This window comes from Ramlibacter sp. (assembly GCF_035554825.1).
GTDB lineage: Bacteria > Pseudomonadota > Gammaproteobacteria > Burkholderiales > Burkholderiaceae_C > Ramlibacter.
Window position 1 is genome coordinate 1 of record NZ_DATMHS010000075.1, and the last position, 26394, is coordinate 26394.

Annotated in this window: 22 protein-coding genes and 1 riboswitch; of the genes, 12 read left to right on the plus strand and 10 right to left on the minus strand. The window is 71.7% G+C overall.

What is annotated here, in order from left to right; translation table 11 throughout:
- Nucleotides 1-200: 200 nt before the first annotated feature.
- Nucleotides 201-2201, minus strand: coding sequence for a RecQ family ATP-dependent DNA helicase (locus VNT59_RS09020; protein ID WP_414708369.1), 2001 nt, complete (start codon nt 2199-2201; stop codon nt 201-203).
- On the opposite strand from VNT59_RS09020, the gene VNT59_RS09025 reads away from it, so the two are divergent.
- Complete coding sequence (locus VNT59_RS09025; RefSeq protein ID WP_325497999.1) at nt 2200-3246, plus strand: homocysteine S-methyltransferase family protein; 1047 nt, start codon at nt 2200-2202, stop codon at nt 3244-3246. The two genes, VNT59_RS09020 and VNT59_RS09025, sit on opposite strands and share 2 nt — an antisense overlap.
- Nucleotides 3247-3310: 64 nt before the next feature.
- Here the strand turns inward: VNT59_RS09025 and VNT59_RS09030 are convergent, their stop codons facing one another.
- The gene (locus tag VNT59_RS09030) at nt 3311-4297 is read right to left on the minus strand and encodes a Bug family tripartite tricarboxylate transporter substrate binding protein (protein ID WP_325498000.1); all 987 of its coding nucleotides are present in this window, start codon (nt 4295-4297) and stop codon (nt 3311-3313) included.
- Between the two features lie 130 nt (nt 4298-4427).
- A riboswitch (S-adenosyl-L-homocysteine riboswitch) is annotated at nt 4428-4503 on the plus strand.
- A gap of 39 nt (nt 4504-4542) precedes the next feature.
- On the opposite strand from VNT59_RS09030, the gene metH reads away from it, so the two are divergent.
- Nucleotides 4543-7266 carry a methionine synthase gene (gene metH / locus VNT59_RS09035; protein WP_325498001.1) on the plus strand — a complete coding sequence of 908 codons (2724 nt, stop codon included), beginning with the start codon at nt 4543-4545 and terminating at the stop codon, nt 7264-7266.
- A gap of 143 nt (nt 7267-7409) precedes the next feature.
- The gene (locus VNT59_RS09040) at nt 7410-8360 is read left to right on the plus strand and encodes a YihY/virulence factor BrkB family protein (protein ID WP_325498002.1); all 951 of its coding nucleotides are present in this window, start codon (nt 7410-7412) and stop codon (nt 8358-8360) included.
- Here the strand turns inward: VNT59_RS09040 and VNT59_RS09045 are convergent.
- Nucleotides 8331-9545 (minus strand): MFS transporter, encoded by a 1215-nt coding sequence (locus VNT59_RS09045; protein ID WP_325498003.1) that lies wholly within the window; start codon nt 9543-9545, stop codon nt 8331-8333. The two genes, VNT59_RS09040 and VNT59_RS09045, sit on opposite strands and share 30 nt — an antisense overlap.
- A gap of 147 nt (nt 9546-9692) precedes the next feature.
- On the opposite strand from VNT59_RS09045, the gene VNT59_RS09050 reads away from it, so the two are divergent.
- Nucleotides 9693-10838 carry a YeeE/YedE family protein gene (locus VNT59_RS09050; RefSeq protein WP_325498004.1) on the plus strand — a complete coding sequence of 382 codons (1146 nt, stop codon included), beginning with the start codon at nt 9693-9695 and terminating at the stop codon, nt 10836-10838.
- Between the two features lie 5 nt (nt 10839-10843).
- Here the strand turns inward: VNT59_RS09050 and VNT59_RS09055 are convergent, their stop codons facing one another.
- A complete protein-coding gene (locus VNT59_RS09055; RefSeq protein ID WP_325498005.1) occupies nt 10844-12370 on the minus strand; it encodes a YifB family Mg chelatase-like AAA ATPase in 1527 nt (508 codons plus the stop codon).
- A gap of 197 nt (nt 12371-12567) precedes the next feature.
- Between VNT59_RS09055 and VNT59_RS09060 the strand changes: the two genes are divergently transcribed.
- From VNT59_RS09060 to glcF, 7 genes are all read left to right on the plus strand, one after another.
- The gene (locus VNT59_RS09060; RefSeq protein ID WP_325498006.1) at nt 12568-13302 is read left to right on the plus strand and encodes a TorF family putative porin; all 735 of its coding nucleotides are present in this window, start codon (nt 12568-12570) and stop codon (nt 13300-13302) included.
- A gap of 25 nt (nt 13303-13327) precedes the next feature.
- A complete protein-coding gene (gene glnK, locus VNT59_RS09065) occupies nt 13328-13666 on the plus strand; it encodes a P-II family nitrogen regulator (protein WP_325498007.1) in 339 nt (112 codons plus the stop codon).
- Between the two features lie 29 nt (nt 13667-13695).
- Nucleotides 13696-15213: an ammonium transporter gene (locus tag VNT59_RS09070; protein WP_325498008.1), complete on the plus strand. Its 1518-nt coding sequence runs from the start codon at nt 13696-13698 to the stop codon at nt 15211-15213.
- Between the two features lie 126 nt (nt 15214-15339).
- The gene (locus VNT59_RS09075) at nt 15340-16191 is read left to right on the plus strand and encodes an aldose 1-epimerase (RefSeq protein WP_325498009.1); all 852 of its coding nucleotides are present in this window, start codon (nt 15340-15342) and stop codon (nt 16189-16191) included.
- Nucleotides 16188-17105: an SMP-30/gluconolactonase/LRE family protein gene (locus VNT59_RS09080; RefSeq protein WP_325498010.1), complete on the plus strand. Its 918-nt coding sequence runs from the start codon at nt 16188-16190 to the stop codon at nt 17103-17105. The genes VNT59_RS09075 and VNT59_RS09080 overlap by 4 nt, the downstream gene beginning before the upstream one ends.
- A 21-nt stretch (nt 17106-17126) precedes the next feature.
- The gene (gene glcE / locus VNT59_RS09085; RefSeq protein ID WP_325498011.1) at nt 17127-18224 is read left to right on the plus strand and encodes a glycolate oxidase subunit GlcE; all 1098 of its coding nucleotides are present in this window, start codon (nt 17127-17129) and stop codon (nt 18222-18224) included.
- Nucleotides 18225-18230: 6 nt separating this feature from the next.
- Nucleotides 18231-19460 carry a glycolate oxidase subunit GlcF gene (glcF, locus tag VNT59_RS09090; protein ID WP_325498012.1) on the plus strand — a complete coding sequence of 410 codons (1230 nt, stop codon included), beginning with the start codon at nt 18231-18233 and terminating at the stop codon, nt 19458-19460.
- Nucleotides 19461-19499: 39 nt separating this feature from the next.
- Here glcF and VNT59_RS09095 read toward each other — a convergent pair whose 3' ends face one another.
- Genes VNT59_RS09095 through lplT form a run of 3 tightly spaced genes read right to left on the minus strand, consistent with a single transcriptional unit; the run spans nt 19500 to nt 22180 of the window.
- Entirely contained in the window at nt 19500-19985 is a 486-nt protein-coding gene (locus VNT59_RS09095) for a glutathione peroxidase (protein WP_325498013.1), read from the minus strand.
- 4 nt (nt 19986-19989) lie between these two features.
- Entirely contained in the window at nt 19990-20904 is a 915-nt protein-coding gene (locus tag VNT59_RS09100; RefSeq protein WP_325498014.1) for a DMT family transporter, read from the minus strand.
- On the minus strand, nt 20897-22180 hold the full coding sequence (gene lplT / locus VNT59_RS09105; RefSeq protein ID WP_325498015.1) for a lysophospholipid transporter LplT: 1284 nt from the start codon (nt 22178-22180) through the stop codon (nt 20897-20899). The genes VNT59_RS09100 and lplT overlap by 8 nt, the downstream gene beginning before the upstream one ends.
- 142 nt (nt 22181-22322) lie before the next feature.
- On the opposite strand from lplT, the gene alr reads away from it, so the two are divergent.
- Nucleotides 22323-23498 carry an alanine racemase gene (gene alr / locus VNT59_RS09110; RefSeq protein WP_325498016.1) on the plus strand — a complete coding sequence of 392 codons (1176 nt, stop codon included), beginning with the start codon at nt 22323-22325 and terminating at the stop codon, nt 23496-23498.
- A 100-nt stretch (nt 23499-23598) separates the two neighbouring features.
- On the opposite strand, the gene VNT59_RS09115 is transcribed toward alr, so the two are convergent.
- The 3 genes from VNT59_RS09115 to VNT59_RS09125 all read right to left on the minus strand — a co-directional run bounded on the left by VNT59_RS09115 (nt 23599) and on the right by VNT59_RS09125 (nt 26370).
- On the minus strand, nt 23599-24501 hold the full coding sequence (locus VNT59_RS09115; protein ID WP_325498017.1) for a DMT family transporter: 903 nt from the start codon (nt 24499-24501) through the stop codon (nt 23599-23601).
- Nucleotides 24501-25475 carry a 2-dehydropantoate 2-reductase gene (locus VNT59_RS09120; protein WP_325498018.1) on the minus strand — a complete coding sequence of 325 codons (975 nt, stop codon included), beginning with the start codon at nt 25473-25475 and terminating at the stop codon, nt 24501-24503. The genes VNT59_RS09115 and VNT59_RS09120 overlap by 1 nt, the downstream gene beginning before the upstream one ends.
- A gap of 109 nt (nt 25476-25584) precedes the next feature.
- Nucleotides 25585-26370, minus strand: a complete 786-nt coding sequence (locus tag VNT59_RS09125) for an HpcH/HpaI aldolase/citrate lyase family protein (RefSeq protein WP_325498019.1) — start codon at nt 26368-26370, stop codon at nt 25585-25587.
- Nucleotides 26371-26394 lie beyond the last annotated feature (24 nt).

Consider the following 26394-nt stretch of genomic DNA (forward strand, 5'->3'; position numbering starts at 1 on the left):
AGGTTCCACACGGTCTGGAACAGGCAGCCGGCGACCAGCCAGCCGTCGGGCAGCGCCAGTTCGTTCCAGCGGCCGAGGATGGCCGCATTGGCGGGATTGGCCAACACGTCGCGCAGGAAGCGCTCGCGCAGCGCCCCGTCGTCCGCGGGCAGGTCGGTTGGCATCGGGCGGTCGCGCACGCTGCAGCCGGCGCTCGCTGCTCAGGCGCCGGCCACGACGCGCAGCACGTCGGGGCCGTACGCCTCCAGCTTGCGGGCGCCGATGCCGCTCACGCCCTGCAGTTGCGACAGGGAGGAAGGCGCCAGCGCCGCGATCGCGGCCAGCGTGGCGTCGTGGAAGATCACGTAGGCCGGCAGGTTGTGCTCGCGCGCGACTTCCGCCCGCCAGGCCTTGAGCGCGGCGAAACGGGCCTGGCCGTCCGCGCTGAGCCCCGCCGCGACCGCCGGCGGCGCCTTGTCGCCCGCGCCCCGCCGCCGCGAGCGGGCCGCCGGCAGCGACACCGACTCGCGCAGCCGCACCGGCGTCTCGCCGCGCAGCACCGCGCGCGAAGCCGGCGTCAGCTGCAGGGTGTTGTAGGCCTGGGTGTCCACCGCCAGCGCGCCGGTGGCGATCAGCTGCCGCAGCACGCCGCGCAACTGCGCCTCGCCGAGGTCGGCGGCGATGCCGAACGTGCTGAGCGCGTCATGGCCGAACTGCGCGACCTTCTCGGTCTTCTTGCCGCGCACGATGTCCATGACGTGGCCGGCGCCGAAGGCGATGCCGCTGGCCTGCTGCACACGGTAGATCGTGGAGAGCAGCTTGCGCGCCGCGTCGGTGCCGTCCCAGACCGCCGGCGGCTGCAGGCAGTTGTCGCAGTTGCCGCAGGCGGCCCCCACGGCCGGAGCCGGTGCTGCGCCCTGCCCCCCGAGGGGGCGCCGCCCGCCTTGGAGCAGCCTGGCGGCGGGCGGGGCCGCTGCGTCGTCCTCACCGAAGTACGCCAGCAGCCGCACCCGGCGGCAGTCGGTCGCCTCGGCCAGCGCCAGCAGGGCGTCGAGCTTGCCGCGCATCACCTGCTTGAAATCCTCGCCGGCCGGACTCTCGTCGATCATCCGGCGCTGGTTCACCACGTCCTGCAGGCCGTACGCCATCCAGGCCTGCGCCGGCAGCCCGTCGCGGCCGGCGCGGCCGGTCTCCTGGTAATAGCCTTCGATGTTCTTGGGCAGGTCCAGGTGGGCGACGAAGCGCACGTCGGGCTTGTCGATGCCCATGCCGAAGGCGATCGTCGCCACCATCACGATGCCGTCCTCGCGCAGGAACCGGTCCTGGTTGCGCTGGCGCACCGCGGCGTCGAGCCCGGCGTGGTACGGCAGCGCCTCGATGCCCTGGTCCTGCAGCGTCCGGGCGATCTCCTCGACCCGCTTGCGCGACTGGCAGTAGACGATGCCGGCGTCGCCGGCGTGCTCGCCTTCGATGAAGCGCAGCAGCTGGGTGGTGGCGTCCTTCTTCTCGACGATCGTGTAGCGGATGTTGGGGCGGTCGAAGCTGCTGATGAACTGCCGCGCCTGCTGCAGCTGCAGCCGCTCGACGATGTCCTCGCGCGTGATCGCGTCGGCGGTGGCCGTCAGGGCGATCCGCGGCACCGACGCATAGCGTTCATGCAGGATGGAGAGCGCCCGGTACTCCGGCCGGAAGTCGTGCCCCCACTGGCTCACGCAGTGCGCCTCGTCGATGGCGAACAGGCCGAGCTGGCCGCGCCCGTGCAGCGCGTCGAGCTGCGCCAGGAAGCGCGGGTTGGTCACCCGCTCCGGCGCGGCGTACAGCAGCGTGATCTCGCCGCGCAGCAGGCGCTGCTCGATCGCGCCGGCCTGCTCGCCGGTGAGGGTCGAGTTCAGGAACTCGGCCTCGACGCCGGCCTCGTGCAGCGCGCCGACCTGGTCGTGCATCAGGGCGATCAGCGGCGACACCACGATGGTGACGCCCTGGCCGGCGCGCTGGCGGGCGATGGCGGGGATCTGATAGCACAGCGACTTGCCGCCGCCGGTGGGCATCAGCACCAGCGCGTCGCCGCCGCCGATCACATGGTCGACGACGGCCGCCTGCGCGCCGCGGAAGCGCTCGTAGCCGAAGATGTCGTGGAGGATGGCGGCAGGCGCCGCGGTGGAAGCCGGCAAGATGGCCGGTATTGTCCGGGGAAAAGGCGCAGTTTCTACAATCGCCGGCATGAAACCCCTCGTGTACACCCGTGGTCAAGCGCTGGCCGACCTGCTGGCGCAGCGCATCGTCATCCTCGACGGCGCCATGGGCACGATGACGCAGCGGCTGCGACTGACCGAGGCCGACTACCGCGGCGAGCGCTTCAAGGACCATCCCAAGGACCTGAAGAACGACGGCGATCTGCTGAGCCTGACGCGGCCGGAGCTGATCCGCGACATCCACGAGGCCTATTTCGCCGCCGGCGCCGACATCGTGGAGACCAACACCTTCGGCGCCACCCGGATCGCGCAGGACGACTACGGCCTGGGCGGGCTGGCCGCCGAAATGAACCTCGCGTCGGCCCGCCTCGCCCGCGAGGCGGCCGACAAGTACGCCCGGCCCGGTGCGCCCAAGTTCGTCGCCGGCGCGCTGGGCCCCACCCCGCGCACGGCCAGCATCAGCCCGGACGTGAACGATCCGGGCGCGCGCAACGTCGATTTCGAGCACCTGCGCGCTTCGTACTACGAGCAGACGGAAGCGCTGGTGCAGGGCGGCGTCGACCTGCTGCTGATCGAGACCATCTTCGACACGCTCAATGCCAAGGCGGCGCTGTTCGCGATCGACGAGTACTTCGAGCAGTCGGGCCAGCGGCTGCCGCTGATCATCAGCGGCACCGTCACCGATGCCTCCGGCCGCATCCTGAGCGGCCAGACCGTCACGGCGTTCTGGTACAGCGTGCGCCATGCCCGGCCGCTGGCGGTGGGCCTGAATTGCGCGCTGGGTGCGGCGCTGATGCGTCCCTATCTGCAGGAGCTGGCGCGCGCCGCCCCCGACACCTACATCAGCTGCTACCCCAACGCCGGCCTGCCCAATCCGATGAGCGAGACCGGCTTCGACGAGACGCCGGAAGTCACCTCGCGGCTGCTGCGCGAGTTCGCGGCCGAGGGCCTGGTCAACATCGTGGGCGGCTGCTGCGGCACGACGCCCGAGCACATCGGCGCGATCCACCAGGCGCTCGGCCCGCTGCCGGCGCGGGCCGTGCAGCGCGAATTCTTCTATCGCGAAGCCGCCTGACGCGAACGGCGCGCCCCAGTGAACACGCCCCGCCAGGGACGTTCCTGCGTGGATGATGCCGGCCTTATTGCGGCTGGAACCCGAGGTTCCTGATCAGCCTGGCCCAGGTCGCCGAATAGGCGCGCTCGCGGCTGGCGAGCTGCTGCTGCGGCATGAAGCCCACGGTGAGTCCCAGGCCGGTCAGCTGCTGGCGCACTTCGGGCTCGGCCAGCACCTTCTGCAGGGCGGCGGAGAACCGGTCGACGGCGGCCTGCGGCGTGCCGGCCGGCGCGAAGAAGCCGTAGTAGGGCACGTCCTCGAACCCCGCGAGGCCCAGCTCGGCGAAAGTCGGGGCCTCGGGCACGGCCGCCTGCCGCTGGCTGCCCATCACGGCGACGACGCGGATCTTGCCGGCCTTGTGGTTCTCGATGAAGTCCGGGATCGAGCCGACGCCGGCGCCGATCTGGTTGCCCAGCATGTCGGCCATCATCGGCGCGCTGCCGCGGTACGGCGCGGCGGCCAGGTCCAGCCCGTACTTCTGGCCGATCAGCTTGACCAGGAACTCGGGCACCGACGCCGGCGCCGGCACCCCGACGTTGCCTTTGCCGCCGTGCTGGCGCACCCAGGTGATGTATTCGGACATCGACCGCGCCGGGGTGCCGCCGGACACGGCGAAGGCATTGACGAAAGTGGCGAACCCGGCCACCGGCACGAAGTCGCGCGCCGGGTCGAAGCCGGGATTCCTGGTCACCAGCGGCAGGATCGAGATCGTGTGGTCGTGGCTGATGAAGAAGGTGTGGCCGTCGGGCGCGGCGGCCTTGAGCGCCTGGGCCGCGATCTGGCCGCCGGCGCCGGCCTTGTTGTCGACGACGACGTTCTGCCCCAGCTGGTCCTTCAGCTTCTCGCCGAGCAAGCGGGCGATCGCGTCGGTGCCGCCGCCGGGCGGGAAGCCGACCAGGATGCGGACCGGGCTGCTGCCTTGCGCGTGCGCCGTCCCGCCCAGCAGCGAGGCGCCCAGCGCGAGGCTGAGGCCGACGGCGCGCAACGCGCGGATCCAGCGGGGAAAGACCATGGGTCGCACTCCTGAAGTTGGGCGGGCAAAAAACGAAAGGCGCCATTGTGGCAAAAGGCAGCCGGCCACGAGCAGCAGGGATTCGGGCCTGCGGGCGGCCCGGGCATGCCGCCGCCGCTAGAATCGACGCCTGCTCAAGGAGCGTTGCAGCGGCGTGGCGGCAGCCGGCGTCGCCAGGCTTGAGATCTCAACGGCGCTCACCTCCATCAACCCCGGCCGCGGCCGGTCTTTTTGCAGGATGAGCCATGACGCTGGCCCCACCCGTTCCCCCCATGAAGCTGGCCGGCCTGGAGCCGGTCACGATCGGCCCCGGCAGCCTGTTCGTCAACGTCGGCGAGCGCACCAACGTCACCGGTTCCAAGGCGTTCGCCCGCATGATCCTGAACGGCCGCTTCGAGGAAGCGCTGGCCGTCGCGCGCCAGCAGGTCGAAAACGGCGCCCAGGTCATCGACATCAACATGGACGAGGCCATGCTGGACAGCAAGGCCGCGATGGTCCGCTTCCTCAACCTGATCGCCAGCGAGCCCGACATCGCGCGGGTGCCGATCATGGTCGACTCGTCCAAATGGGAGGTGGTCGAGGCCGGGCTGCGCTGCATCCAGGGCAAGGCGATCGTCAATTCGATCTCGATGAAGGAAGGCGTCGAAGCCTTCAAGCAGCAGGCCAAGCTGGTGCGCCGCTACGGCGCGGCCGCCGTCGTGATGGCCTTCGACGAGCAGGGCCAGGCCGACACCTTCCAGCGCAAGATCGAGATCTGCGAGCGGGCCTACCGGATCCTCACCGAGGAACTCGACTTCCCGCCCGAGGACATCATCTTCGATCCCAACATCTTCGCGATCGCCACCGGCATCGAGGAGCACAACAACTACGCCGTCGATTTCATCGACGCCACCCGCTGGATCAAGGCGCACCTGCCGGGCGCCAAGGTGTCGGGCGGGGTCTCCAACGTCAGCTTCTCGTTCCGCGGCAACGATCCGGTGCGCGAGGCGATCCACACCGTGTTCCTGTACCACGCGATCAAGGCGGGGCTGGACATGGGCATCGTCAACGCCGGCATGGTCGGCGTCTACGACGAGCTCGACCCGCAGCTGCGCGAGCGGGTCGAGGACGTGGTGCTCAATCGCCGCGCCGACGCCGGCGAGCGGCTGGTGGAGATCGCCGAGTCGGCCAAGGGCGCGTCCAAGGACGATGCCAGGAAGAACGAGTGGCGCGCCGGCAGCGTGCAGCAGCGGCTGTCGCACGCGCTGGTCTCGGGCATCACCGACTTCATCGTGCCCGACACCGAGGAGGCCTACCGGGCCGTGATCGGCCGCGGCGGCCGCGCGCTGGAGGTGATCGAAGGCCCGCTGATGGACGGCATGAACGTCGTCGGCGACCTGTTCGGACAGGGCAAGATGTTCCTGCCGCAGGTGGTGAAGTCGGCCCGGGTGATGAAGCAGGCGGTCGCGCACCTGATTCCCTACATCGAGGAAGAAAAAAAGCAGCAGGCGGCGGCCGGCGAGGAAGTGCGCACCAAGGGCAAGATCGTCATCGCGACCGTCAAGGGCGACGTGCACGACATCGGCAAGAACATCGTCACCGTCGTGCTCCAGTGCAACAACTTCGAGGTGGTGAACATGGGGGTGATGGTGCCGTGCCACGAGATCCTGGCGCGGGCCAAGGTCGAAGGCGCGGACATCGTCGGCCTGTCCGGCCTGATCACGCCCTCGCTCGAAGAGATGCAGTACGTCGCCGGGGAGATGCAGAAGGACGACCATTTCCGCGTCCGCAAGATCCCGCTGCTGATCGGCGGCGCCACCACCAGCCGGGTGCACACGGCCGTCAAGATCGCGCCCCACTACGAGGGGCCGGTGGTGTACGTGCCCGATGCCTCGCGCAGCGTGAACGCCGCGCAGGGGCTGCTGTCGGACCAGGCCGCGAAATACATCGCCGAGATCGAGGCCGACTACGACAAGGTGCGCACCCAGCACGCGAACAAGAAGCAGGTGCCGCTGTGGCCGCTGGCGCAGGCGCGCGCCAACAAGACCGCGATCGACTGGTCCGGCTACGCGCCGCCGCGGCCGAAATTCATCGGCCGCCGCCTGTTCCGCAATTTCGACCTGGCGGAACTGGCGAAGTACATCGACTGGGGGCCGTTCTTCCAGACCTGGGACCTGGCCGGCCGTTTCCCCGCCATCCTGAAGGACGAGGTGGTCGGGGCCGAGGCGGTGCGCGTCTACGCCGACGGCCAGCGGATGCTCAAGCGCCTGATCGAGGGCCGCTGGCTCACGGCGAACGCCGTGGTGGGCTTCTGGCCGGCCAACACGGTGAACGACGACGACATCGAGCTGTACACCGACGAGTCGCGCAGCCAGGTGGCGATGACCTGGTACGGGCTGCGCCAGCAGACCGTCAAGGAGGTGGTGCAGGGCCAGCAGCGCCCCAGCCGCTGCCTGGCCGATTTCATCGCGCCCCGCGGCGTGGCGCCCGACTACATCGGCATGTTCGCGGTGACGGCCGGCATCGGCTCCGACAAGAAGGAGCGCTACTTTCTCGACGACCACGACGACTACTCGGCGATCACGCTGAAGGCGCTGGCCGACCGCCTGGCCGAGGCCTTCGCCGAGGCCCTGCACGAGCGCGTGCGGCGTGACCTGTGGGGGTATGCCGCCGGCGAGACGCTGTCGCTGGACGACGAGATCGCCGAGCAGTACCGCGGCATCCGGCCGGCGCCGGGCTATCCCGCCTGCCCCGACCACAGCGTCAAGCGCGACCTGTTCCGCCTGCTGCAGGCCGGCGAGGCCGGCATCGAGCTGACCGAGAGCATGGCGATGACGCCGCCGGCGAGCGTCAGCGGCTTCTATTTCAGCCATCCGGCCAGCACCTACTTCAACGTCGGGCGGGTCGGCGAGGACCAGCTGGCCGACCTCGCGCGCCGGCGCGGCGCCGACCTGGCCCAGGTGCAGCGGCTGCTGGCCTCCAGCCTCTAGGACCACTGGAAGCACGGCGGCGCCGCGGGCCGCTCGCGCCCGGGCGGGAACGCTGGCACCGCCCGCCCACCGTCGGCTGGCTCCTACGGCGGCCAGCTCAGCGCGCCGATAGCGCCGCCGGCGCCGGACCGTACGCTGGCCGCATGAGGTCCTGGAGCGTCCCGATCCCCGCCTGGCTGCGCCATGCCGCCCGGCCGTTCGCGCCGTTCGAGCGGGCCATGCGGCTGTGGAGCGAAGTCGAGGGCGCCCGCATGAGCGCCGCGATCTCGTTCTACGGGATGCTCAGCCTGGCGCCGCTGCTGTTGCTGCTGGTCGGACTGCTCGGGTGGTGGGTCGACCGGGCGCTGCTGGAGCGCGGGCTGATCACGCAGGTCGGCGCGATCGTCGGCGAGCAGGGCAGCGCGCTGATCCGGCATGCCCTGGACAGCGCCAAGGCCCCCGCGGAGGGACTGATCGCCTCGGCGGCCGGCTTCGTGGTGCTGGTGTCCGGCGCCACCGGCGTCTTCGGCGAGCTGCAGTCGGCGTTCGAGCGGCTGTGGCTCAGCGGCACGGGCCGCGCGCCGCACCAGCATTGGTGGCACGGCGTGTCGCTGCGGCTGCGCGGCATCGCCTATGTGCTGGCGTTCGGGTTCCTGCTGCTGGTGTCGCTGCTGATCTCCACGTTCCTGAACATCGCGGCGGGCTGGGCCGGCCGCTGGTTCGCGCTGGAACAGGGGGTGCGGGTGCTGAGCGAGGTGATCGCCTTCGCCATCTGCGCCGCGCTGTTCTACGGCTTCATGCGCCTGTCCTCGGGGCCCAAGCCGCGCACCCGCAGCCTGTGGTTCGGCGCGGTGGTCGGCGCGACGCTGTTCACCGCCGGCCGGCAGGTGCTGGCGGCCTATCTCTCCGGCGCGGCCGTGGTGTCGGCCTATGGCGCGGCCGGCTCGCTGGTGGTGCTGCTGATGTGGATCTATTTCTCGGCCGCCGTGCTGCTGTTCGGCGCCGGCTGCGCCAAGGCGGTGGAGGAGACGCGGCTGCGGCACGAGCACGAGGGCTGCCCACCGCGCGCGGCGCCCGGGCCGGGCCTACGCCGCTGGCGTGAGCGGCACCAGTGAGCGCCGCTGCGCCAGCAGCAGCGCGACCACCGCCGTGGCGCTGATCACCAGCAGCACCCACAGCCCGGGCGCGTAGCCCGAATCCTCGCGCCACAGCAGGCCGAGCAGCAGCGGCGCCAGGGCCCGCGCCAGCGCGGTGGGCAGGCCCAGCGCGCCGTTGAGCGAGGCCACATGGTCGCGATTGACGTATTGCGCGATCGCCGTGCCCTTGACGATGGTGAGCATGCCGTTGCCCAGGCCGTACAGCAGGACGAACAGCAGCGCGGCGGCCGGATGGCCGGCGCCGGCGATCAGCGCGACCAGCCCCAGCGGAATCAGCACCGGAATCAGCCGGTTGGCGGCGTGCTGGTCGAAGCGATGCTCGAAGAAGAACAGCAGCAGCCGGCCGGCGACCTGGATCACGCCGATGCTCGCCGGGATCGCGATCACCCACGCCTCGGCCAGGCCGTTGCCGCGCAGCAGCGCGATCATGTGCGCCGGCAGGGCGGCGGCGACGGCCATCGTGCACACCACGAACACGGCGATCAGCAGGAACGGCGCGCTGCGCAGGTAGACCGCCGGCGAGCGGGTGGGCCCACCCGGCGCGGGCGCTGTCGGCGGCGGCGCGCCGCGCAGCTGGATCGCATGCAGCGGCGCGCAGACCAGCAGGTTGATCGCGGCCAGCACCCACAGCGCGTGGCGCCAGCCGAGCGCGTGGATCAGCCAGGCGGTGAACGGGATGAAGACGGTGCTGGCCAGCCCGCCGAGAAAGGTCAGGGTGATGATCGCCCGCCGGAAATCCAGCGGAAAGCGGCGCGTGACGACGGCGAAGACCGGGTTGTACAAGGTGGCGGCCAGGCCCGCCCCGAGCGCCGCCCACACCAGGTAGAAGCCGGCGAGCCCCTGGATCGTGCTGTGCCACCACAGGCAGGCCGCCACCAGCAGCGAGCCGCCGGTCATCACCGCCCGCTCATGGCCGCGGTCGATCAGCCGCCCCACCGGGTAGGCCAGCAGCCCCTCGGCCAGCAGCGCCAGGCTGAAGGCGAGCGAGGACTGGGCCCGGGTCAGCCCCAGCTCCCGCTCCACCGGTTCGACGAACAGGGCGAAGGTGTAGAACACGCTGCCCCAGGCGATCAGCTGCGCCAGCGACAGCCAGCCGACCAGGCGGCGGTCGTAGGGCGACGGCGAGGACGGGCCGGTGGGCATGGCGCCGATTGTGGCCTGGACCGGCCGCGCTGCCGCCAAGCGCCGGTGGGCGAAGCCTCATGGCGGGTGGGGAAGCTTGGGCGCGGGGCGCGGCCGGCGTGGCCGATCGGAGACAATCGCAGGTTTTTCGCGCCGCAGTACCACACCATGAAGACGCCTCTGGATCCGGCCACCGCCGTGCACTACGTGACCTGGGGAGGCCTGTTGCTCGGGCTGGTGCTCGGCGCCGCCGGACAGGCATCGCGCTTTTGCGTGCGCGGGGCGATCGACGACCTGCTGACGCTGCGCCGCCCTGGCCGGCTGCTGTCGTGGCTGCTCGCCGTGGCCATCGCCGCGCTGTTCGTGCAGGCCCTGGTTTCGCTGCACCTGTTCGACGCGCGCAAGACGATCGCCTGGAGCGCCAACTTCGTCTGGGCTTCCTACCTGGTGGGCGGGGCGATCTTCGGCTTCGGCATGATCCTGGCCGGCGGCTGCCCGCAACGCAGCCTGGTGAAGGCCGGCAGCGGTGACCTGAAGTCGGTCGTCACGCTGGTGGTGACCGCGGTCGCGGCGCTGATGACGCTGCGCGGCGCCTTCGCTCCCTGGCGCGTCGACCTGCTCGATCGCTGGAGCCTGCCGCTGGCGACGCCGCAGGACCTCGGCTCGATCGCGGCGACGGCGCTGCCGCTGGCCCCGTCGACGCTGCGCTGGGTGCTGGTGGTGGCGGTGCTGGCGCTGGCCGGCGCCGCCGCGTGGCGCCAGCGGGCGCAGATGGACCGCGGGCACTGGCTCGGCGGCCTGGCCGTCGGCCTGCTGGTGCCGGCGGCATTCCTGCTCACCGGCGCGCTCGGCTTCGTTCCCGAACATCCGGAGACGCTGGAGCCCGCCTGGCTGGGCACGCAGTCGCACCGTCCGGAGGGCCTGAGCTTCGTGGCGCCGCTGGCCAATTCGCTCGACCTGCTCACCATGTGGACCGACAAGGCGACGGTCGCCACCTTCGGCGTGCTGCTGGTCGTCGGTGTGCTGGCCGGCAGCTTCGCCAGTGCCAGGCTGCGCGGCGACTTCCGGCTGCAGTCGTTCCAGGATCCGCGCGAGCTGGCCCGCTACCTCGCCGGTTCGGTTCTGATGGGCTTCGGCGGGGTGACGGCGCTGGGCTGCTCGGTCGGCCAGGGGCTGACGGGCCTGGCGCTGCTGTCGGCCGGCGCGCTGTTGGCGGTGGCCGGGATCGTCGGCGGCGCCGTGCTGGCGATCCGCCTGCGCCGCCCCGCCGGCGTCAGGACGCCAGCCATCGGCGCGCGCGAAGCGCTCCAGTAGGCGGCTCAGGCCAGGCTCAGCCCGCGGCGGTACTGCACCGCCTCGGCGACATGCTCCACCTGCGTCGAGGCGGCGCCCGCCAGGTCGGCGATCGTGCGGGCGACCTTCAGCGCGCGGTGGGTCGAGCGCGCGCTCCAACCCAGGCGCGCCGCGGCGACGTGCAGGAAGCGCGCGGCGCTGTCGTCGAGGCCGGCGTGCCGGTCGATCTCCTGGCCCTGCAGGTCCTGGTTGGGCTTGCCCTGGCGGGCCTGGGCCCGCTGGCGCGCCGCGCTGGCGCGCGCCCGGATCGCGGCGGTCGATTCGCCGGCGGGCGCGGTGAGCAGCTCCTGCGCCGCGAGCGCCGGCACCTCCACGTGCAGGTCGATGCGATCGAGCAAGGGGCCGCTGAGCCGGCCCTGGTAGCGGGCCACCTGGTCGGGCGTGCAGCGGCAGGCCCGGTGGGCGGCGCCCAGCCAGCCGCAGGGGCAGGGGTTCATCGCGCCGACGAACTGGAAGCGCGCCGGGAATTCGGCCCGCTGCGCCGCCCGCGAGATCGTGATGCGGCCGGTCTCCAGCGGCTCGCGCAGGGCCTCCAGGGCACTCCGGGGGAACTCCGGCAGCTCATCGAGAAACAGCACCCCGTGATGCGCCAGCGAGATTTCGCCGGGCCGCGGCGGCGAGCCCCCGCCCACCAGGGCCACGGCGCTGGCCGTGTGGTGGGGGCTGCAGGTCGGCCGCAGCGCCCAGCGTTCCAGCGAGAAGCGGCCGGCCAGGCTGGCGATCGCGGCGCTCTGCAGCGCTTCCTGCACGGTCATCGCCGGCAGCAGGCCGGCGAAGCGTTGCGCCAGCATCGACTTGCCCGAGCCCGGCGGGCCCTGCATCAGCACGCCGTGCCCGCCGGCCGCGGCGATTTCGAGCGCCCGTTTGGCCGCGGCCTGCCCCTTGACGTCGGCGAGGTCGGCGTAGGCCGCCGGCGGGCCGGCCGGCTGCACCACCAGCGGCGACCACTCGGGCGCGGCGGGCGCGCCGCCGGCCCGGGCGGCGAACTGGCGCACGACGTCGAGCAGATGCCCGGCCCGGTAGACCTGCGCCTGCGGCACCAGTGCGGCCTCCTCGGCGCTGCCCGGCGGCAGCACCAGCCGGGCGCTTGCACCAGCGGCGTGCAGCGCCAGGCTCAGCGCCAGCGCACCGCGCACGGGCCGCAACTCGCCCGACAGCGACAGCTCGCCGGCGAACTCGTAGCCGGCCAGCCCGGCCGCGTCGACCTGCCCGCTGGCGGCCAGGATCCCCAGGGCGATGGCCAGGTCGAAGCGGCCCGAGTCCTTCGGCAGGTCGGCCGGCGCGAGGTTCACGGTGATCCGCCTGTTGTGCGGAAATTCGAGGCCGCAATTGAGGATGGCGCAGCGCACCCGCTCGCGCGCCTCCTTCACTTCGACCTCGGCCAGACCGACCAGCGTGAAGCTCGGCAGGCCATTGGCCAGGTGCACTTCGACGGCGACCGCGGCGGCATGCAGGCCGACCAAGGCGCGGCTTTGCACCAGCGACAAGCTCATCTTCAAGGCTCCCCATCCAGGTGCGGATGGCGGGTGGCGAAAACCGCGTCGCACCATCGGAGTGCGACGCGGCGCTGTCCTGCTCCCGGATAACGCTCCAGTGGCCGGCCCCGTGCACGATGGGCGGCGGCAAACGCTGGCACGGTCCCTGCTTTGAGGTTGCGGAGTCCGTTTCCAGTCACTTCAGGAGCCACCCAGTGCGCGTCACATCGCAAACGACCATCGTCCTCGCCCTCCTCGCCGCCGCCGGCGGCGCCTGGGCGCAGGCCAAGGCCGAGCCCGACTACAGCTTCTCGTACAACGTGGGAGCGGTCACCGACTACCGCTATCGCGGCATCTCGCAGTCGCGGCTGAAGCCGGCGCTGCAGGGCGGCATCGACGTCGCCCACAAGAGCGGCTTCTACCTCGGCACCTGGGGCTCGACGATCAAGTGGATCAAGGACGCCGGCGGCGACGCGCCGGTCGAGCTCGACTTCTACGGCGGCTACAAGGGCACCGCCGGGGCGGTCGGCTACGACGTCGGGGCGCTGCGCTACCAGTACCCGGGCCACGACCTCGCGGTCAGCCCCAACACCAGCGAGCTGTATCTCGCCGGCACGGTGGGGCCGGCGACGCTGAAGTACTCGCATGCCGTCACCAACCTGTTCGGATTCGCCGACAGCAAGAACAGCGGCTACCTCGAGCTCGGCGCCAGCTTCGACATCGGCAACGGCTGGTCGCTGGCGCCGCACGTCGGCCACCAGAAGGTCAAGCACAACTCGGCGTATTCGTACACCGACTACGCGCTGACGCTGGCCAAGGACTTCGGCAACGGCCTGGCCGTGAGCCTGGCCGCCGTCGGCACCGACGCCGCCCGCACGTTGTACGTCACGCCGGCCGGCAAGTTCACCGGCAAGCGCGGGCTGGTCGCGGGCGTCAAGTACTCGTTCTGACCCGCCACCCGCAAGGAGAACCCCCATGAAACTGGTCACGGCCATCATCAAGCCGTTCAAGCTGGACGAAGCGCGTGAGGCGCTGTCGGCGATCGGCGTGCAGGGCATCACGGTCACCGAGGTCAAGGGCTTCGGCCGGCAGAAGGGCCACACCGAGCTCTATCGCGGCGCCGAATACGTCGTCGACTTCCTGCCCAAGGTCAAGATCGAAGCGGCCGTCGACGACGCCCTGGTCGAACAGGTGATCGACGCGATCGAAGGCGCGGCCCGCACCGGCAAGATCGGCGACGGCAAGATCTTCGTGTACGACCTCGAGCAGGTGATCCGCATCCGCACCGGCGAGACCGGCAAGGAGGCCCTGTGAAGCACGCCACTGCATTTTCGGGAGACCGCATGATCAAGATCCTCGTCGCCTCGCTGGCCCTGGGCCTGGCCTTGTTCGCCGGCGCCGCCCGGGCCCAGGCACCCGGGGCGCCGGACGCGGCGGCCGCCGCCCCGGCCGCCAGCGCGCCGCCGGCAGCTCCTGCCACGCCAGCCGCCGCCCCAGCCGCCGCCCCAGCCGCCGCCCCAGCCGCCACCGCAGCCGCTGTCGCTGCGCCGGCGCCGAACAAGGGCGACACGGCCTGGATGACGGTGGCGACGCTGCTGGTGATCCTGATGACGCTGCCGGGACTGGCGCTCTTCTACGGCGGCCTGGTGCGCAGCAAGAACATGCTGTCGGTGCTGATGCAGGTGTTCGTGGTGACGGCGCTGATCTACGTGCTGTGGGTGCTCTATGGCTACAGCGCGGCCTTCAGCGGCGGCAGTCCCTTCATCGGCGGCCTGGGCAAGGCCATGCTCAAGGGCATCACGCCGGATTCGGTGGCCGCCACCTTCAGCAAGGGCGTGGTGATTCCGGAGCTCACGTTCGCCGGCTTCCAGGCCACCTTCGCCGCCATCACCTGCGCCCTGATCGTCGGCGCCTTCGCCGAGCGCATCCGCTTTGCCTCGGTGCTGCTGTTCATGGCGCTGTGGTTCACCTTCAGCTACCTGCCGATCGCCCACATGGTCTGGTACTGGGACGGCCCGGACGCCATCACCGACGCCGCCTCGCTCGAGAAGGTCACGGCCGCCGCCGGCTGGCTGTGGGCCAAGGGCGCGCTCGACTTCGCCGGCGGCACCGTGGTGCACATCAACGCCGGCGTCGCCGGCCTGGTCGGCGCCTACGTGCTGGGCAAGCGCATCGGCTACGGCCGCGAATCGCTGGCGCCGCACAACCTGACGCTCACCATGGTCGGCGCCTCGCTGCTGTGGGTCGGCTGGTTCGGTTTCAACGCCGGCTCCAACCTGGAAGCCAACGGCACGGCCGCCCTGGCCTTCATGAACACGCTGGTGGCGACGGCGGCGGCGACGCTGGCCTGGATCGGCGGCGAAGCGCTGAGCAAGGGCAAGGCCTCGATGCTGGGCGCCGCCTCGGGCGCCGTGTCCGGGCTGGTGGCGATCACGCCGGCCTGCGGCTTCGTCGGCCCCTTCGGCGCGATCGTGATCGGCCTGCTCGCCGGGCTGCTGTGCCTGTGGGGCGTCAACGGCCTGAAGCGGCTGCTGGGCGCCGACGACGCGCTCGACGTCTTCGGCGTCCACGGCGTCGGCGGCATCGCCGGCGCCCTGCTCACCGGCGTGTTCGCCTCGCCGGCCCTGGGCGGCACCGGCATCTACGACTACGTCGCCAACAAGGTGGCGGCCGACTACTCGATCGCCAACCAGGTCTGGGTCCAGTTCCAGGCGGTGCTGACCACCATCGTGTGGTCGGCGGTGGTGGCGTTCGTCGCCTACAAGATCGTCGACCTGGTGCTCGGCCTGCGCGTCACGGAAGAGGCGGAGCGCGAGGGCCTGGACATCACCTCGCACGGCGAGGCGGCCTACAGCCGCTGAGGGGGCGGCCCCGGCGGCCGCCGCCGGTTTCCGCCAGTGTCTCCGCGTGGACTTGGCCCGCCCGCTCGTGCGCGGCGGGCTTTTTTCCGCCCCCGGCCGGCGGTCCGGCCGGGCACAATCGACTCCATGATCCGACTCCAGGCAGGCGCGCTCGCGTGCGAGATCGAACCCAGGCTGGGTGGCTGCATTGCCGGGCTGTGGCTGGGCGAGCTGCCGGTGCTGCGCTCGACGCCGGCGGCGCAGCTCACCTCGTCGCGGCAGGCCGGCAGCTACCCGCTGGTGCCGTTTTCCAATCGCATCGGCGGGGCCCGCCTGCAATGGCAGGGCACGCAGCATCCGCTGGTGCGCAACAACGGCGCCGAGCCCCATGCGATCCACGGTGTCGGCTGGCAGCGGCCATGGGCGGTGCTGGAAAGCGACGCGCAGTCGGCGCTGCTCGCGTACGAGCACCGGCCCGACTCGGCGTGGCCGTTCGCCTTCGACAGCTCGCAGACGATGCAGCTGCGCGACGGCGCGCTTTCGCTCACGCTGTCGGTCACCAACCAGTCGCGGCAGCCGGCGCCCGCCGGCCTCGGCTGGCATCCGTACTTCGTCAAGCGTCCCGGCAGCCGCATCCGCTTCGAGGCCACCGGCCGCTGGGAGATGAGCGCCGACAAGTTGCCGACCGAGCGCCGGGCGGATGCCGGCCTCGACGCCGATTGCGCCTCGCTGGAGGTCGACCACTGCTTCGACGGCTGGTCCGGCATCGCGCAGCTGCGCGACCCGCTGCTGCGCGTGACGCTCACCTCCAGCCTGCGCCGGCTGGTGGTGTTCACCAATGGCGCCCGCGAGTTCGTCGCGATCGAGCCGGTGAGCCACGTCAACAACGCGATGAACCTGGTCGCGGCCGGCGCCGATGCGCAGCAGCTGGGCCTGGTCATCCTGCAGCCGGGCGAGTCGTGCAGTGCGCAGATGACGATCGAAGTCGAGCGCGCATGATGAGCGGCTGGGACCTCGCCACGCCGCAGCCGGACCAGCTGGGCGAATCGCCGTTCTGGCATCCGCGCGAGCAACGGCTCTACTGGGTCGACATCGAGCAGCGGCAGCTGCGCCGGCTCGATCCGCGCGACGGCACGCTGGAGTCGTGGGCCATGCCGACGCATCCCGGCTGCATCGCGCCGCGCGAGCGCGGCGGCCTGGTCATCGCCCTGCGCGACGGGGTCTATCGCGCCGATGCCTGGGGCGGCCCGCTGCGGCTGCTGGCGCGCGCGCCCTACGATCCCGCCACCGCGCGCTTCAACGACGGCAAGGCCGACCCGGCCGGCCGCTTCTGGGCCGGCAGCCTGTACGAGCCGCGCGACCCGCCGAACGCGCATCTGTACTGCTTCGACCTGCGCGGCGCGCCGGCCGCGCCGGAAGTGAAAGCCGATCGGGCGACGGTCGCCAACGGCCTCGCCTGGTCGCCCGACGCCAGCACGCTGTACTGGGCCGACACCACCAGCCACACGGTGTGGGCCTGGGACTGGGACGCGGCGACCAACGCGATGCGCCACCGCCGGGTGTTCCGGCAGTTCCCGCGCAAGCCCGCGGGCTGGCAGCCCGGGCAGCCCGGTTACGGCGGCCGGCCCGACGGCGCGGCGGTCGATGCGGCCGGCAACTACTGGGTGGCGATGTTCGAAGGGGGGCGGGTGCTGCAGTTCGCCGCCAGCGGCGAGCTGCTGCGCGAACTGCCGCTGCCGGTGCGCTGCCCGACGATGCCGTGCTTCGGCGGCGCCGACCTCCAGACCCTGTACGTCACCAGCGCCCGCCATTCGCGGCCGGCGCAGGAGCTGCGCGAGCAGCCGCAGGCCGGCTGCGTCTTCGCGCGCCGGGTCGAGGTGCCCGGCCGGCCGGTCGATTTCGTGCGGGACTGACCGCCCCGCTACCATCCGGGCATGGAGAGCCTCCTCGATCCGCTCGTCGCCCGCATTCGCGCCGCCGCCGGGCACGGCACGCCGCTGCGCATCCGCGGCGGCGGCAGCAAGGATTTCTACGGCGAGCGCCTCGAGGGCGAGCTGCTGGAGACGGCGCCGCTGGCCGGCATCACCAGCTACGAGCCGACCGAACTGGTGGTGACGGCGCTCGCCGGCACGCCGCTGGCGCAGCTCGAGGCGGCGCTGGCCGAACGCGGCCAGTGCCTGCCGTTCGAGCCGCCGCACTTCGGCGGCGGCGCCACGGTGGGCGGCATGGTGGCCGCCGGGCTGAGCGGCCCGGCGCGCGCCAGCGCCGGCGCGGTGCGCGATTACGTGCTGGGCCTGACCATGGTGAACGGCCGCGGCGAGGTTCTCACTTTTGGTGGCCAGGTGATGAAGAACGTGGCCGGCTACGACGTCTCGCGCCTGCTGGCCGGCTCGCTCGGCACGCTGGGGCTGATCGTCGAAGCGAGCCTCAAGGTGCTGCCGGTGCCGCCCGGCGAGGCGACGCTCAGGTTCGAGCTGGGGCAGGACGAGGCGCTGCGGCGCCTGAACACCTGGGGCGGCCAACCGTTGCCGCTGAACGCCAGCTGCTGGGTCGAGGACGACGGTGTCGGCACCCTGTACCTGCGGCTGCGCGGCGCGGTGGCCGCCGTCGAAGCGGCCTGCCGCTCGTTGGGCGGCGAGCGGCAGGACAATGCGCAGGTGCGCGGCGACTGGCAGCTGTGCCGCGACCAGCGCCTGCCCTGGTTCGAGGCCCGCCGCGACCGCGACCTGTGGCGGCTGTCGCTGCCGCAGACGGCGCCGGTGCTCGATCTGCCCGAGCCGCCGCTGGTCGAATGGCACGGCGGCCTGCGCTGGGTCGGCGCGGCGCCGGGCCAGGACGAGCCGCTGCGGCGGGCCGCGGCGGCGGCCGGCGGTCACGCGACGCTGTTCCGGCCGGCCGCGGGGCGGACCGAGCCGGCCCGCGGCCGGTTGGCGCCATTGTCGTCGCCGCTGCAACAGATTCATCGGGAACTCAAGCGCCAGTTCGATCCGGCGGGGATCTTCAACCGCGGCCGCCTGTACCCCGATCTCTGAGCTCGCATGCAGACCCACCTCAGCCCCGAATACGCCGACACGCCCGACGGGCGCGCGGCCGAAGCCATCCTGCGCCGCTGCGTGCACTGCGGCTTCTGCACGGCCACCTGCCCGACCTACCAGCTGCTGGGCGACGAGCTCGATGGCCCGCGCGGCCGCATCTACCTGATCAAGCAGGTGCTGGAGGGCCAGGCGCCGACCCGCCGCACCCAGCTGCACCTGGATCGCTGCCTGACCTGCCGCAACTGCGAGAGCACCTGCCCGAGCGGCGTCGAGTATGGACACCTGGTCGACATCGGGCGCCGGATCGTCGAAGAGAAGGTGCCGCGCGAGCCCGGCGACAACGCGCTGCGCTGGGCGCTCAAGGAAGGCCTGAGCGCGCCGCTGTTCGGGCCGGCGATGAAGCTGGGGCAGGCCCTGCGGCCGCTGTTGCCCAAGGCGCTGCGGGCCAAGGTGCCGGCGGCGCGCGACGCCGGGCGCTGGCCGGCGCGCGAACATCCGCGCAAGGTGCTGCTGCTGGCCGGCTGCGTGCAGCCGTCGATGGCGCCCAACATCAACACGGCCACGGCACGGGTGCTGGACGCCGCCGGCATCCAGACCATCGTCGCGCCCGAAGCCGGCTGCTGCGGCGCGGTGAAGTTCCACCTCAACGACCAGGCCGGCGGACTGGCGCAGATGCGCGCCAACATCGACGCCTGGTGGCCGTGGATCGAGAACGGCGCGGTCGAGGCGATCGTGATGAACGCCTCGGGCTGCGGCGTGACGGTGCGCGAATACGGCCATCACCTGCAGCGCGACCCGGTGTACGCGGCCAAGGCGCGCCGCGTCAGCGAGCTGACCCGGGACCTGAGCGAACTGCTGCCGCAGCTGGTGCCGGCGCTGCGCGGCCGGGTACGCCCGGCCGCCGGCCTGCTGGCCTTCCATCCGCCGTGCAGCCTCCAGCACGGGATGAAGCTGCGCGGCGGCGTGGAGCAGCACCTGGGCGAACTGGGCTTCCAGGTCCGGGTGGCGAACGCCGAATCGCACCTGTGCTGCGGATCGGCCGGGACCTATTCGGTGCTGCAACCCAAGCTCGCCACCGAGCTGCGCGATCGCAAGCTCGGCCACCTCGGCGAGCTGCGCCCGCAGGCGATCATCTCGGCCAACATGGGATGCATCACCCACCTGCAGAGCGGCACCGCCACGCCGGTGCGGCATTGGGTCGAGGTGCTGGACGCGGCGTTGGCCCCTGCGTAGGGGCGAAACCCCCTGCGTTCGGCTGTTGGCTGTGCCGCCTTACGTCGCCAGCGCGGCCTCGATGTCCCGCGCCAGCGACTCCGGCTTGTCCTGCGGCGCATAGCGCTTGATCACCCGGCCGTCGCGGCCGACCAGGAACTTGGTGAAGTTCCACTTGATCGCCTTGGTGCCCAGCAGCCCCGGCGCCTGCGCCGTCAACCACCGGTACAGCGGATGCGCGGCATCGCCGTTGACGTCGATCTTCGACATCATGGGAAAACCGACGCCGTAATTGCGCTGGCAGAACTGCGCGATCTCGCCGTCGCTGCCCGGGTCCTGGGCGCCGAACTGGTTGCACGGAAAACCGAGCACCACCAGTCCGCGGCCGCCGTAGGTCTGGTGCAGCTGTTCCAGCCCCGCGAACTGCGGCGTGAAGCCGCAGGCGCTGGCGGTGTTCACGATCAGCAGCGGCCGGCCGCGGAACTGGTCCAGCCGCAGCGGCTCGCCGTCGATGCGCCGGGCTTCGAAGTCGTAGATGCCGGCCATGCGGCTATTGTGCGCCGCGCGGCTCGCCCACGGGCCAGGCCGACCAGGCCGCGGCCACCAGAATGAGGCCCCCGCCGGCCACCGTGCGGGCCGTCAGCTCGGCCGCCCCGAGCACCACCGACGAGAGGCTGGCGAACACCACCTCGGACAACATGATCAGCGCCGTGGTGTGGGCCGTCAGGCGGGCGGCGCCGTACTGCAGCGCCATGTTGCTGCCCAGAAAGCCCAGGCTCAGCGCCAGGCCGATCACCCAACCGCTGTCGAGCACGGCCGGCGCGGCCACGAAGCCGCCGGCCAGCCCGAGCGCGGCCGCCCCCCCGGCCATGATCGCGCCACCCAGGAACATCGCCAGCACCCGGCCGGCGGCATCGACGTGATTGAGCTTGCGCAGCAGCACGTTGTTCAGGGCGAAGCTGATGCCGCCGGCCAGCGCCAGCCAGTCGGCCAGGCTGTGCGGCACCGGCCAGGCGGCGTCGCCGGTCTTCAGCACGATCGCCACGCCGGCCATCGCCAGCGCCATCCGCAGCAGCGATGGCCCGGTGGGCCGCTCGCCCAGCACCAGCCAGGCCAGCAGCACGGTCCATGCGGGCATCAGGTAGAACAGCAGCACCACCCGGACCACGTCGCCGACGGTGACCGCCCAGTTGAAGCCGACGTTGGTCATGCCGGCGGCGGCGGCCAGCAGCCACAGCGCCGGATGGCGGGCCATGGTCCGGGCGGCGCCGGGCCGCGCCGCGATCAGCAAGACCACCGACAGCAGGTAGACGAACGCGGTGGCGAGCAGCGGATGCAGCCCCTGCGCCTGCAGCTGGCGGAACGGCCACCAGGAGATGCCCCAGATGAAGCCGTTGAGCACCAGCGCCAGCGCCGGCAGCACGCTGCGCGGGCGCTCGCCGGCCGGCGGCGCCGCCTCAGCCATGCGGATTGTCGTGGCGCGCGATCTTCAGCAGGTGTTCGACCTCGTCCCGGTACTGCACGCAGTTGCTGCGGTGCCAGCGCTGGATCAGCCACATCACGCTGGCCACCACCAGCCCGAAGGCGGTGATGGCGCCGAACGCCGACAGGCCCATGCCGGCCGACAGGCTGTAGAAGGCGCCCAGGCCGAGGATGCAGGCCTGCTCGTTGAAGTTCTGCACGGCGATCGAGCGGCCGGCGCCCATCAGGTTGTGCCCGCGGTGCTGCAGCAGCGCGTTCATCGGCACCACCATGAAGCCGGCGATCGCGCCCAGCATGATCAGGAACGGCGCGGCCACCCAGACGTTGCCGATGAAGTTCATCAGGATCACCAGCAGGCCCATGGCGATGCCCAGCGGCATGACGCTGGTGGCCATGTCCAGCCGCATCCGCATCGAGGCCACGGCGGCGCCGACCGCGGTGCCCAGCGCCACCACGCCCGAGAGGGAGGAAGCCTGGGTCGTGCTGTAGCTCAGCGCCGCGGCGCTCCAGGCCAGGATGATGTAGCGCAGGTTGCCGCTCACGCCCCAGATCAGCGTGGTGGTCGCCAGCGAGATCTGGCCCAGCTTGTCGCGCCACAGCCGGGAGTTGCAGGTCCAGAAGTCCGGCACCAGCTGCAGCGGATTGGCCGGCATGGCTCGCATCTCGACGCCGGTGTGCGGGATGCGCAGGTTGAACCAGGCGGCCAGCGCGTAGATGAAGATCATGATGAAGATGGCGGCCTCGGGCGCGGTGTCGATGCCGGTGTCCAGCACCGGGAAGTCGAACGCCAGCATGCGGCTGGCCACCGCCTGGCCGACCAGCTGCCCACCCAGCAGGATGCCCAGGATGATGGAGGCGATGGTCAGGCCCTCGATCCAGCCGTTGGCCTTGACCAGCTGCGATGCCGGCAGCAGTTCGGTCAGGATGCCGTACTTGGCCGGCGAGTAGGCCGCGGCCCCGAGCCCCACCACGGCATAGGCCATCAGCGGATGCAGCCCGACCAGCATCAGCACGCAGCCCATCACCTTGATGGCATTGCTGATGAACATCACCTTGCCCTTGGGCATGGAATCCGCGAAGGCGCCGACGAAGGGCGCCAGCACCACGTAGAACAGGGCGAACATCGGCACCAGCGCCGCCCGTTGCCACTCGGCCGCGCCGCCGGTTCGCAGCAGTTCCACCGCGGCCACGAACAACGCGTTGTCGGCCAACGACGAAAAGAACTGCGCCGACATGATCGTGTAGAAACCGCGCTTCATCGGGCTATGGGCGCGCAGCGGCCGCGTGGCGGGCGAGCATTGGGGGGCGAGTCTTTGTGGTCGGGTTGAAGCCGGCAAAGGTTATATCACGCGGCTGAGTGCCAAAATCTCGCCACTCCCACCCGCCCGCCGACCGTTTTCCATGCCCCGTCCCATCCACGCCACCATCCACACCGACGCGCTGCGCCACAACCTCGCCCGCATGCGCCGGGCCGCGCCCGACGCCAAGGTCTGGGCCGTGGTCAAGGCCAACGCCTACGGCCACGGCATCGAGCGCGTGTTCGAGGGGCTGCGCGGGGCCGACGGCTTCGCCTTGCTGGACCTCGAGGAAGCCGAGCGGGTGCGGGCGCTGGGCTGGCGCGGCCCGATCCTGCTGCTGGAGGGCGTGTTCGAGCCGCGCGACCTGGAGACCTGCTCGCGCCTGAACCTCTGGCACGCGGTGCATTGCGACGAGCAGATCGACATGCTGGCCATGCACAAGACCCACCAGCCGCACCGGGTGTTCCTGAAGCTCAATTCGGGCATGAACCGGCTGGGCTTCACGCCGCAGCGGTATCGCGCCGCCTGGACCCGGCTGGCGGCGCTGCCGCAGGTGGAGGAGATCTCGATGGTCACCCACTTCAGCGACGCCGACGTCGAGGGCGGCATCGAGCGGCAGCTGCAGGTGTTCGCGCAGGCCACGCGCGACCTGCCCGGCGAACGCACCCTGTCCAACAGCGCCGCGGCGCTGCGCTGCGGCGGCGATCCGGCAGCGCGCGCCGACTGGATCCGGCCGGGGATCGCCGTGTACGGCAGCGCGCCCGACTTCCCCACGCACGACATCGGCCACTGGGAGCTGCGGCCGACGATGACGCTGGCCTCCCGTGTGATCGGCACCCAGCAGCTGCAGGCCGGCGACGCGGTGGGCTACGGCTCCACGTTCCGGGCCGCCGGGCCGCTGCGCATCGGCGTGGTCGCCTGCGGCTACGCCGACGGTTACCCGCGCCACTGCGGCACCGGCACGCCGGTCCTGGTCGACGGCGTGCGCACCCGCATCATCGGCCGCGTCAGCATGGACATGCTGTCGGTGGACCTGTCGCCGGTGCCGGACGCCGGCTTCGGCAGCGAAGTGACGCTGTGGGGCCGCGCCGGCAACGGCGCCCTGCTGCCCATCGACGAGCCGGCGCAGGCCGCCGGCACGCTGGGCTACGAGCTGATGTGCGCGCTGGCGCAGCGGGTGCCGGTGGCGGTGGATTCGCTCGAGGGCCAAACCCAACAGCCGAACGCAGCGGACGCGAAGGAGACGCAGAGGACGCAGAGCAGACAGCAAGATGGATGAAGAAGCCCGCGCCTCTTTTTCTTTCTTGCGTTCATAGTTCCTGAATTCTTCTGCGTCCTTGGCGTGCCTTTGCGTCCGCTGCGTTCGGCTGTCGGGCTTTTCACGGCCGCTTGCGCATCCCCAGCGCCATCACGGCGCCGACCACGATCAGCGCGCCGACCACCTGCTGCGGCGCGATCGCCTGCCCCAGCAGCAGCCAGCCGAGGACCAGGGCGAACACCGGCTCGACGTTCATGATGGCGGAGTTGCCGACCACGCCGAGCTTGGGCAGGACGGTGAACATGATGGTGAACGCCGTCCCGTAGAGCAAGGTCAGCGTCGCGATGCCCCACCAGCCGGGGCTGGCCGTCGGCAGGTGGAAGCCGCCTTGCAGCGCCACGGTGCCCAGGGCGACCGCGCCGGCCAGCGTCATGGTGGCGGCGGTGCGGACGCGGCCGTCGACGTCGGCCGCCTCGTGCTGCGTGATCACCAGCGCCAGGCCGAAGGTGCCGGCCGCGGCCAGCGCGAAGCCGACCCCGGCGCCGATGCGCGCCCACTGGCCGGCCGCGCCCAGGCCCGAGGCGGCGCCGAACACGTCGAGCGCCAGCGCCAGTCCGGCCAGGATCACCGGCATCGCGATCAGCAGCGGCCGCTCGGCCGGGTGGCGGTAGATGACGGCGGCCCAGAACGCGGTCCAGATCGGGTAGGTGTTGAACGCCAGCAGCGCCAGCGCCACCGGCAGCCGCGCGACCGCGGAATACAGGCACAGGCTCTGCACGCCGACCAGCAGGCCGATCAGCGGCAGCATCCGCTTGTGGCGCGCCGTGAAGGCCACCGGCACGCCCTGCAGCGCGATCAGCACCATCAGCACGGCCGCGGTGATCGTGCTGCGGAACACGACCGCGGTGGCGACGTCGACGCCGTTGTTGAAAGCGACGCGGGCGGCGACGTGGTTGGCGCCCATCATCAGGGCGATGAGCAGGAGCGTGGCGAACGCCGTCGTGCTGAGGGCGCGGCCCTGCATCAGTAGAGCCCGCGCACCTGCGCCTGCAGCCGCGCCAGTCCCAGCAGGGCGTCGGTGAACGGCGTGGCCACGCCGGTCAGCGCGCCCAGCTCCCTGACCACGGTGACCAGCGCGTCCAGTTCCACCGGCCGGCCGGCCTCGAGGTCCTGCAGCATCGAGGTCTTGAACTTGCCGAGCTTGCGCGTGACCTGGTGCCGGTCCTCGGGCCGCTGCTCGATCGGCAGCCCGATGCGCGTGCCGATCTCCCTGGCTTCCAGCATCACGCTGCTGACGAAGCCGCGCACCAGCTCGTCCTGCAGGATCAGGTCGCTGGTGGCGCCGGTCAGCGCGCTCACCGGGTTGATGGTCATGTTGCCCCACAGCTTGAACCAGATGTCCTGCTGGATCCGCTCGGACAGCACCGTCTCGAAGCCGGCGCGCTGGAGCAGGGCGGCCAGCTGCTGCACCCGCTCGGACCGCGCGCCCGAGGGCTCGCCGACGATCAGCTTGTCGCCGAAGTGGCGGCGCGGCTCGCCGGGGCCGGCCAGCGAGCAGCTGGCATGGACCACGCAGCCGACCACATGGCGCGCGGGAATGGCGCGTTCGATCGCGCCGTCGCGGTCGACCGCCTGCAGCCGCGTGCCGGCGTAGCGGCCGCCGAAGCCCTGGAAGAACCACCACGGCACGCCGTTCATCGCCGTGAGCACGACGGTCGAGGGGCCCAGCAGCGGCGCCAGCTGCGCGGCGACGCCGGCCAGCGCCGGCGCCTTGACGGCGATCACCACCAGGTCCTGGGCGCCGAGCCGGGCCGCGTCGTCGCTGGCGCGCACCGCCGCCGTGGTCGTGCCGTCCGGCTCGTGCAGCCGCAGCCCGTGCGCGCGCAGCGCGGCCAGCGTGGCGCCGCGCGCGAGCACGCTGACGTCGCAACCGGCCTGCGCCAGCCTCGCCCCCAGCCAGCCGCCGATGGCGCCGGCGCCGACGATCGCGATCTTCATCACGTCCTGGCTGCTGCCGGTTGCGCTCGGTGCGGTCCGCGGGCCATGGGGTGTCTCCTGCATTGGTGGTTGTCGTGGCCGCCCCTGCCGGCGGCGGCCGGCCGCCGGCTCAGCGCGCGGCCGGCTTGAATTGTGCCGCCAGCTGGCTGGTCGCCCTGGCCAGCAGGTTGTTGTCCAGGCCGACGGCGACGAAGGTCGCGCCCAGTTCGAGGTAGCGCCGCGCCAGCGCCTCGTCGGGCGTCAGGATGCCCGCCGCCTTGCCGGTCCTGACGATGCGGACGATCGCGTCCTCGATCGCCCGCTGGACCTCGGGATGGCCGGAACGGCCCAGGTGTCCCAGCGATGCGGCGAGGTCGGACGGGCCGATGAAGATGCCGTCGACGCCGTCGATGGCCGCCATGGCTTCGATGTTGTCCAGCGCGGCGCCGGTCTCGGCCTGCACCAGCAGGCAGACCTGCTCGTTGGCTTCGTTCGGGTAGTCTGCGAACCGTCCCCAGCGCGACGCGCGGGCGCCGCCCACGCCGCGGATGCCCTGCGGCGGGTAGCGCATCGCCCGCACCAGCTCCTGCGCCTGCTGCGGCGTGTCGACCATCGGCACCAGGAGCGTCTGGATGCCCAGGTCGAGGAACTGCTTGATGATCGCGGTGCCGCCGACGCCGTGGCCCACCGGCACGCGCGCGATCGCATGGCTGTCCGGGTAGCCGGCGATCACCTGCGCCTGCTGCAGGATGCTGCGCAGGTCGTTGGGCGAGTGCTCGCCGTCGATCAGCAGCCAGTCGAAGCCGGCGCCGGCGCAGATCTCCGTGGTGTAGTGGTCGGCCAGGCCGAGCCACAGGCCGATCTGGGCGCGCCGCTCGCGCAGCGCCTGCTTGAAGGGATTGACGGGAGAGTGCATGTCGGCTTCCTGGATGAAAGGGAT

Excerpts from the sequence above, each read along its gene's own strand:
- glcE (WP_325498011.1), top strand. The coding sequence starts at position 17,127 with ATGGAGAGCCTCCTCGATCCGCTCGTCGCCCGCATTCGCGCCGCCGCC.
- glnK (WP_325498007.1), top strand. The coding sequence starts at position 13,328 with ATGAAACTGGTCACGGCCATCATCAAGCCGTTCAAGCTGGACGAAGCG.
- VNT59_RS09080 (WP_325498010.1), top strand. The coding sequence starts at position 16,188 with ATGATGAGCGGCTGGGACCTCGCCACGCCGCAGCCGGACCAGCTGGGC.
- VNT59_RS09120 (WP_325498018.1), bottom strand. The coding sequence starts at position 25,475 with ATGAAGATCGCGATCGTCGGCGCCGGCGCCATCGGCGGCTGGCTGGGG.
- VNT59_RS09040 (WP_325498002.1), top strand. The coding sequence starts at position 7,410 with ATGAGGTCCTGGAGCGTCCCGATCCCCGCCTGGCTGCGCCATGCCGCC.
- glcF (WP_325498012.1), top strand. The coding sequence starts at position 18,231 with ATGCAGACCCACCTCAGCCCCGAATACGCCGACACGCCCGACGGGCGC.
- VNT59_RS09070 (WP_325498008.1), top strand. The coding sequence starts at position 13,696 with ATGATCAAGATCCTCGTCGCCTCGCTGGCCCTGGGCCTGGCCTTGTTC.
- VNT59_RS09115 (WP_325498017.1), bottom strand. The coding sequence starts at position 24,501 with ATGCAGGGCCGCGCCCTCAGCACGACGGCGTTCGCCACGCTCCTGCTC.
- VNT59_RS09050 (WP_325498004.1), top strand. The coding sequence starts at position 9,693 with ATGAAGACGCCTCTGGATCCGGCCACCGCCGTGCACTACGTGACCTGG.
- lplT (WP_325498015.1), bottom strand. The coding sequence starts at position 22,180 with ATGAAGCGCGGTTTCTACACGATCATGTCGGCGCAGTTCTTTTCGTCG.
- metH (WP_325498001.1), top strand. The coding sequence starts at position 4,543 with ATGACGCTGGCCCCACCCGTTCCCCCCATGAAGCTGGCCGGCCTGGAG.
- VNT59_RS09075 (WP_325498009.1), top strand. The coding sequence starts at position 15,340 with ATGATCCGACTCCAGGCAGGCGCGCTCGCGTGCGAGATCGAACCCAGG.
- VNT59_RS09045 (WP_325498003.1), bottom strand. The coding sequence starts at position 9,545 with ATGCCCACCGGCCCGTCCTCGCCGTCGCCCTACGACCGCCGCCTGGTC.
- VNT59_RS09025 (WP_325497999.1), top strand. The coding sequence starts at position 2,200 with ATGAAACCCCTCGTGTACACCCGTGGTCAAGCGCTGGCCGACCTGCTG.
- VNT59_RS09100 (WP_325498014.1), bottom strand. The coding sequence starts at position 20,904 with ATGGCTGAGGCGGCGCCGCCGGCCGGCGAGCGCCCGCGCAGCGTGCTG.
- VNT59_RS09095 (WP_325498013.1), bottom strand. The coding sequence starts at position 19,985 with ATGGCCGGCATCTACGACTTCGAAGCCCGGCGCATCGACGGCGAGCCG.
- VNT59_RS09055 (WP_325498005.1), bottom strand. The coding sequence starts at position 12,370 with ATGAGCTTGTCGCTGGTGCAAAGCCGCGCCTTGGTCGGCCTGCATGCC.
- VNT59_RS09020 (WP_414708369.1), bottom strand. The coding sequence starts at position 2,201 with ATGCCGGCGATTGTAGAAACTGCGCCTTTTCCCCGGACAATACCGGCC.
- alr (WP_325498016.1), top strand. The coding sequence starts at position 22,323 with ATGCCCCGTCCCATCCACGCCACCATCCACACCGACGCGCTGCGCCAC.
- VNT59_RS09030 (WP_325498000.1), bottom strand. The coding sequence starts at position 4,297 with ATGGTCTTTCCCCGCTGGATCCGCGCGTTGCGCGCCGTCGGCCTCAGC.
- VNT59_RS09125 (WP_325498019.1), bottom strand. The coding sequence starts at position 26,370 with ATGCACTCTCCCGTCAATCCCTTCAAGCAGGCGCTGCGCGAGCGGCGC.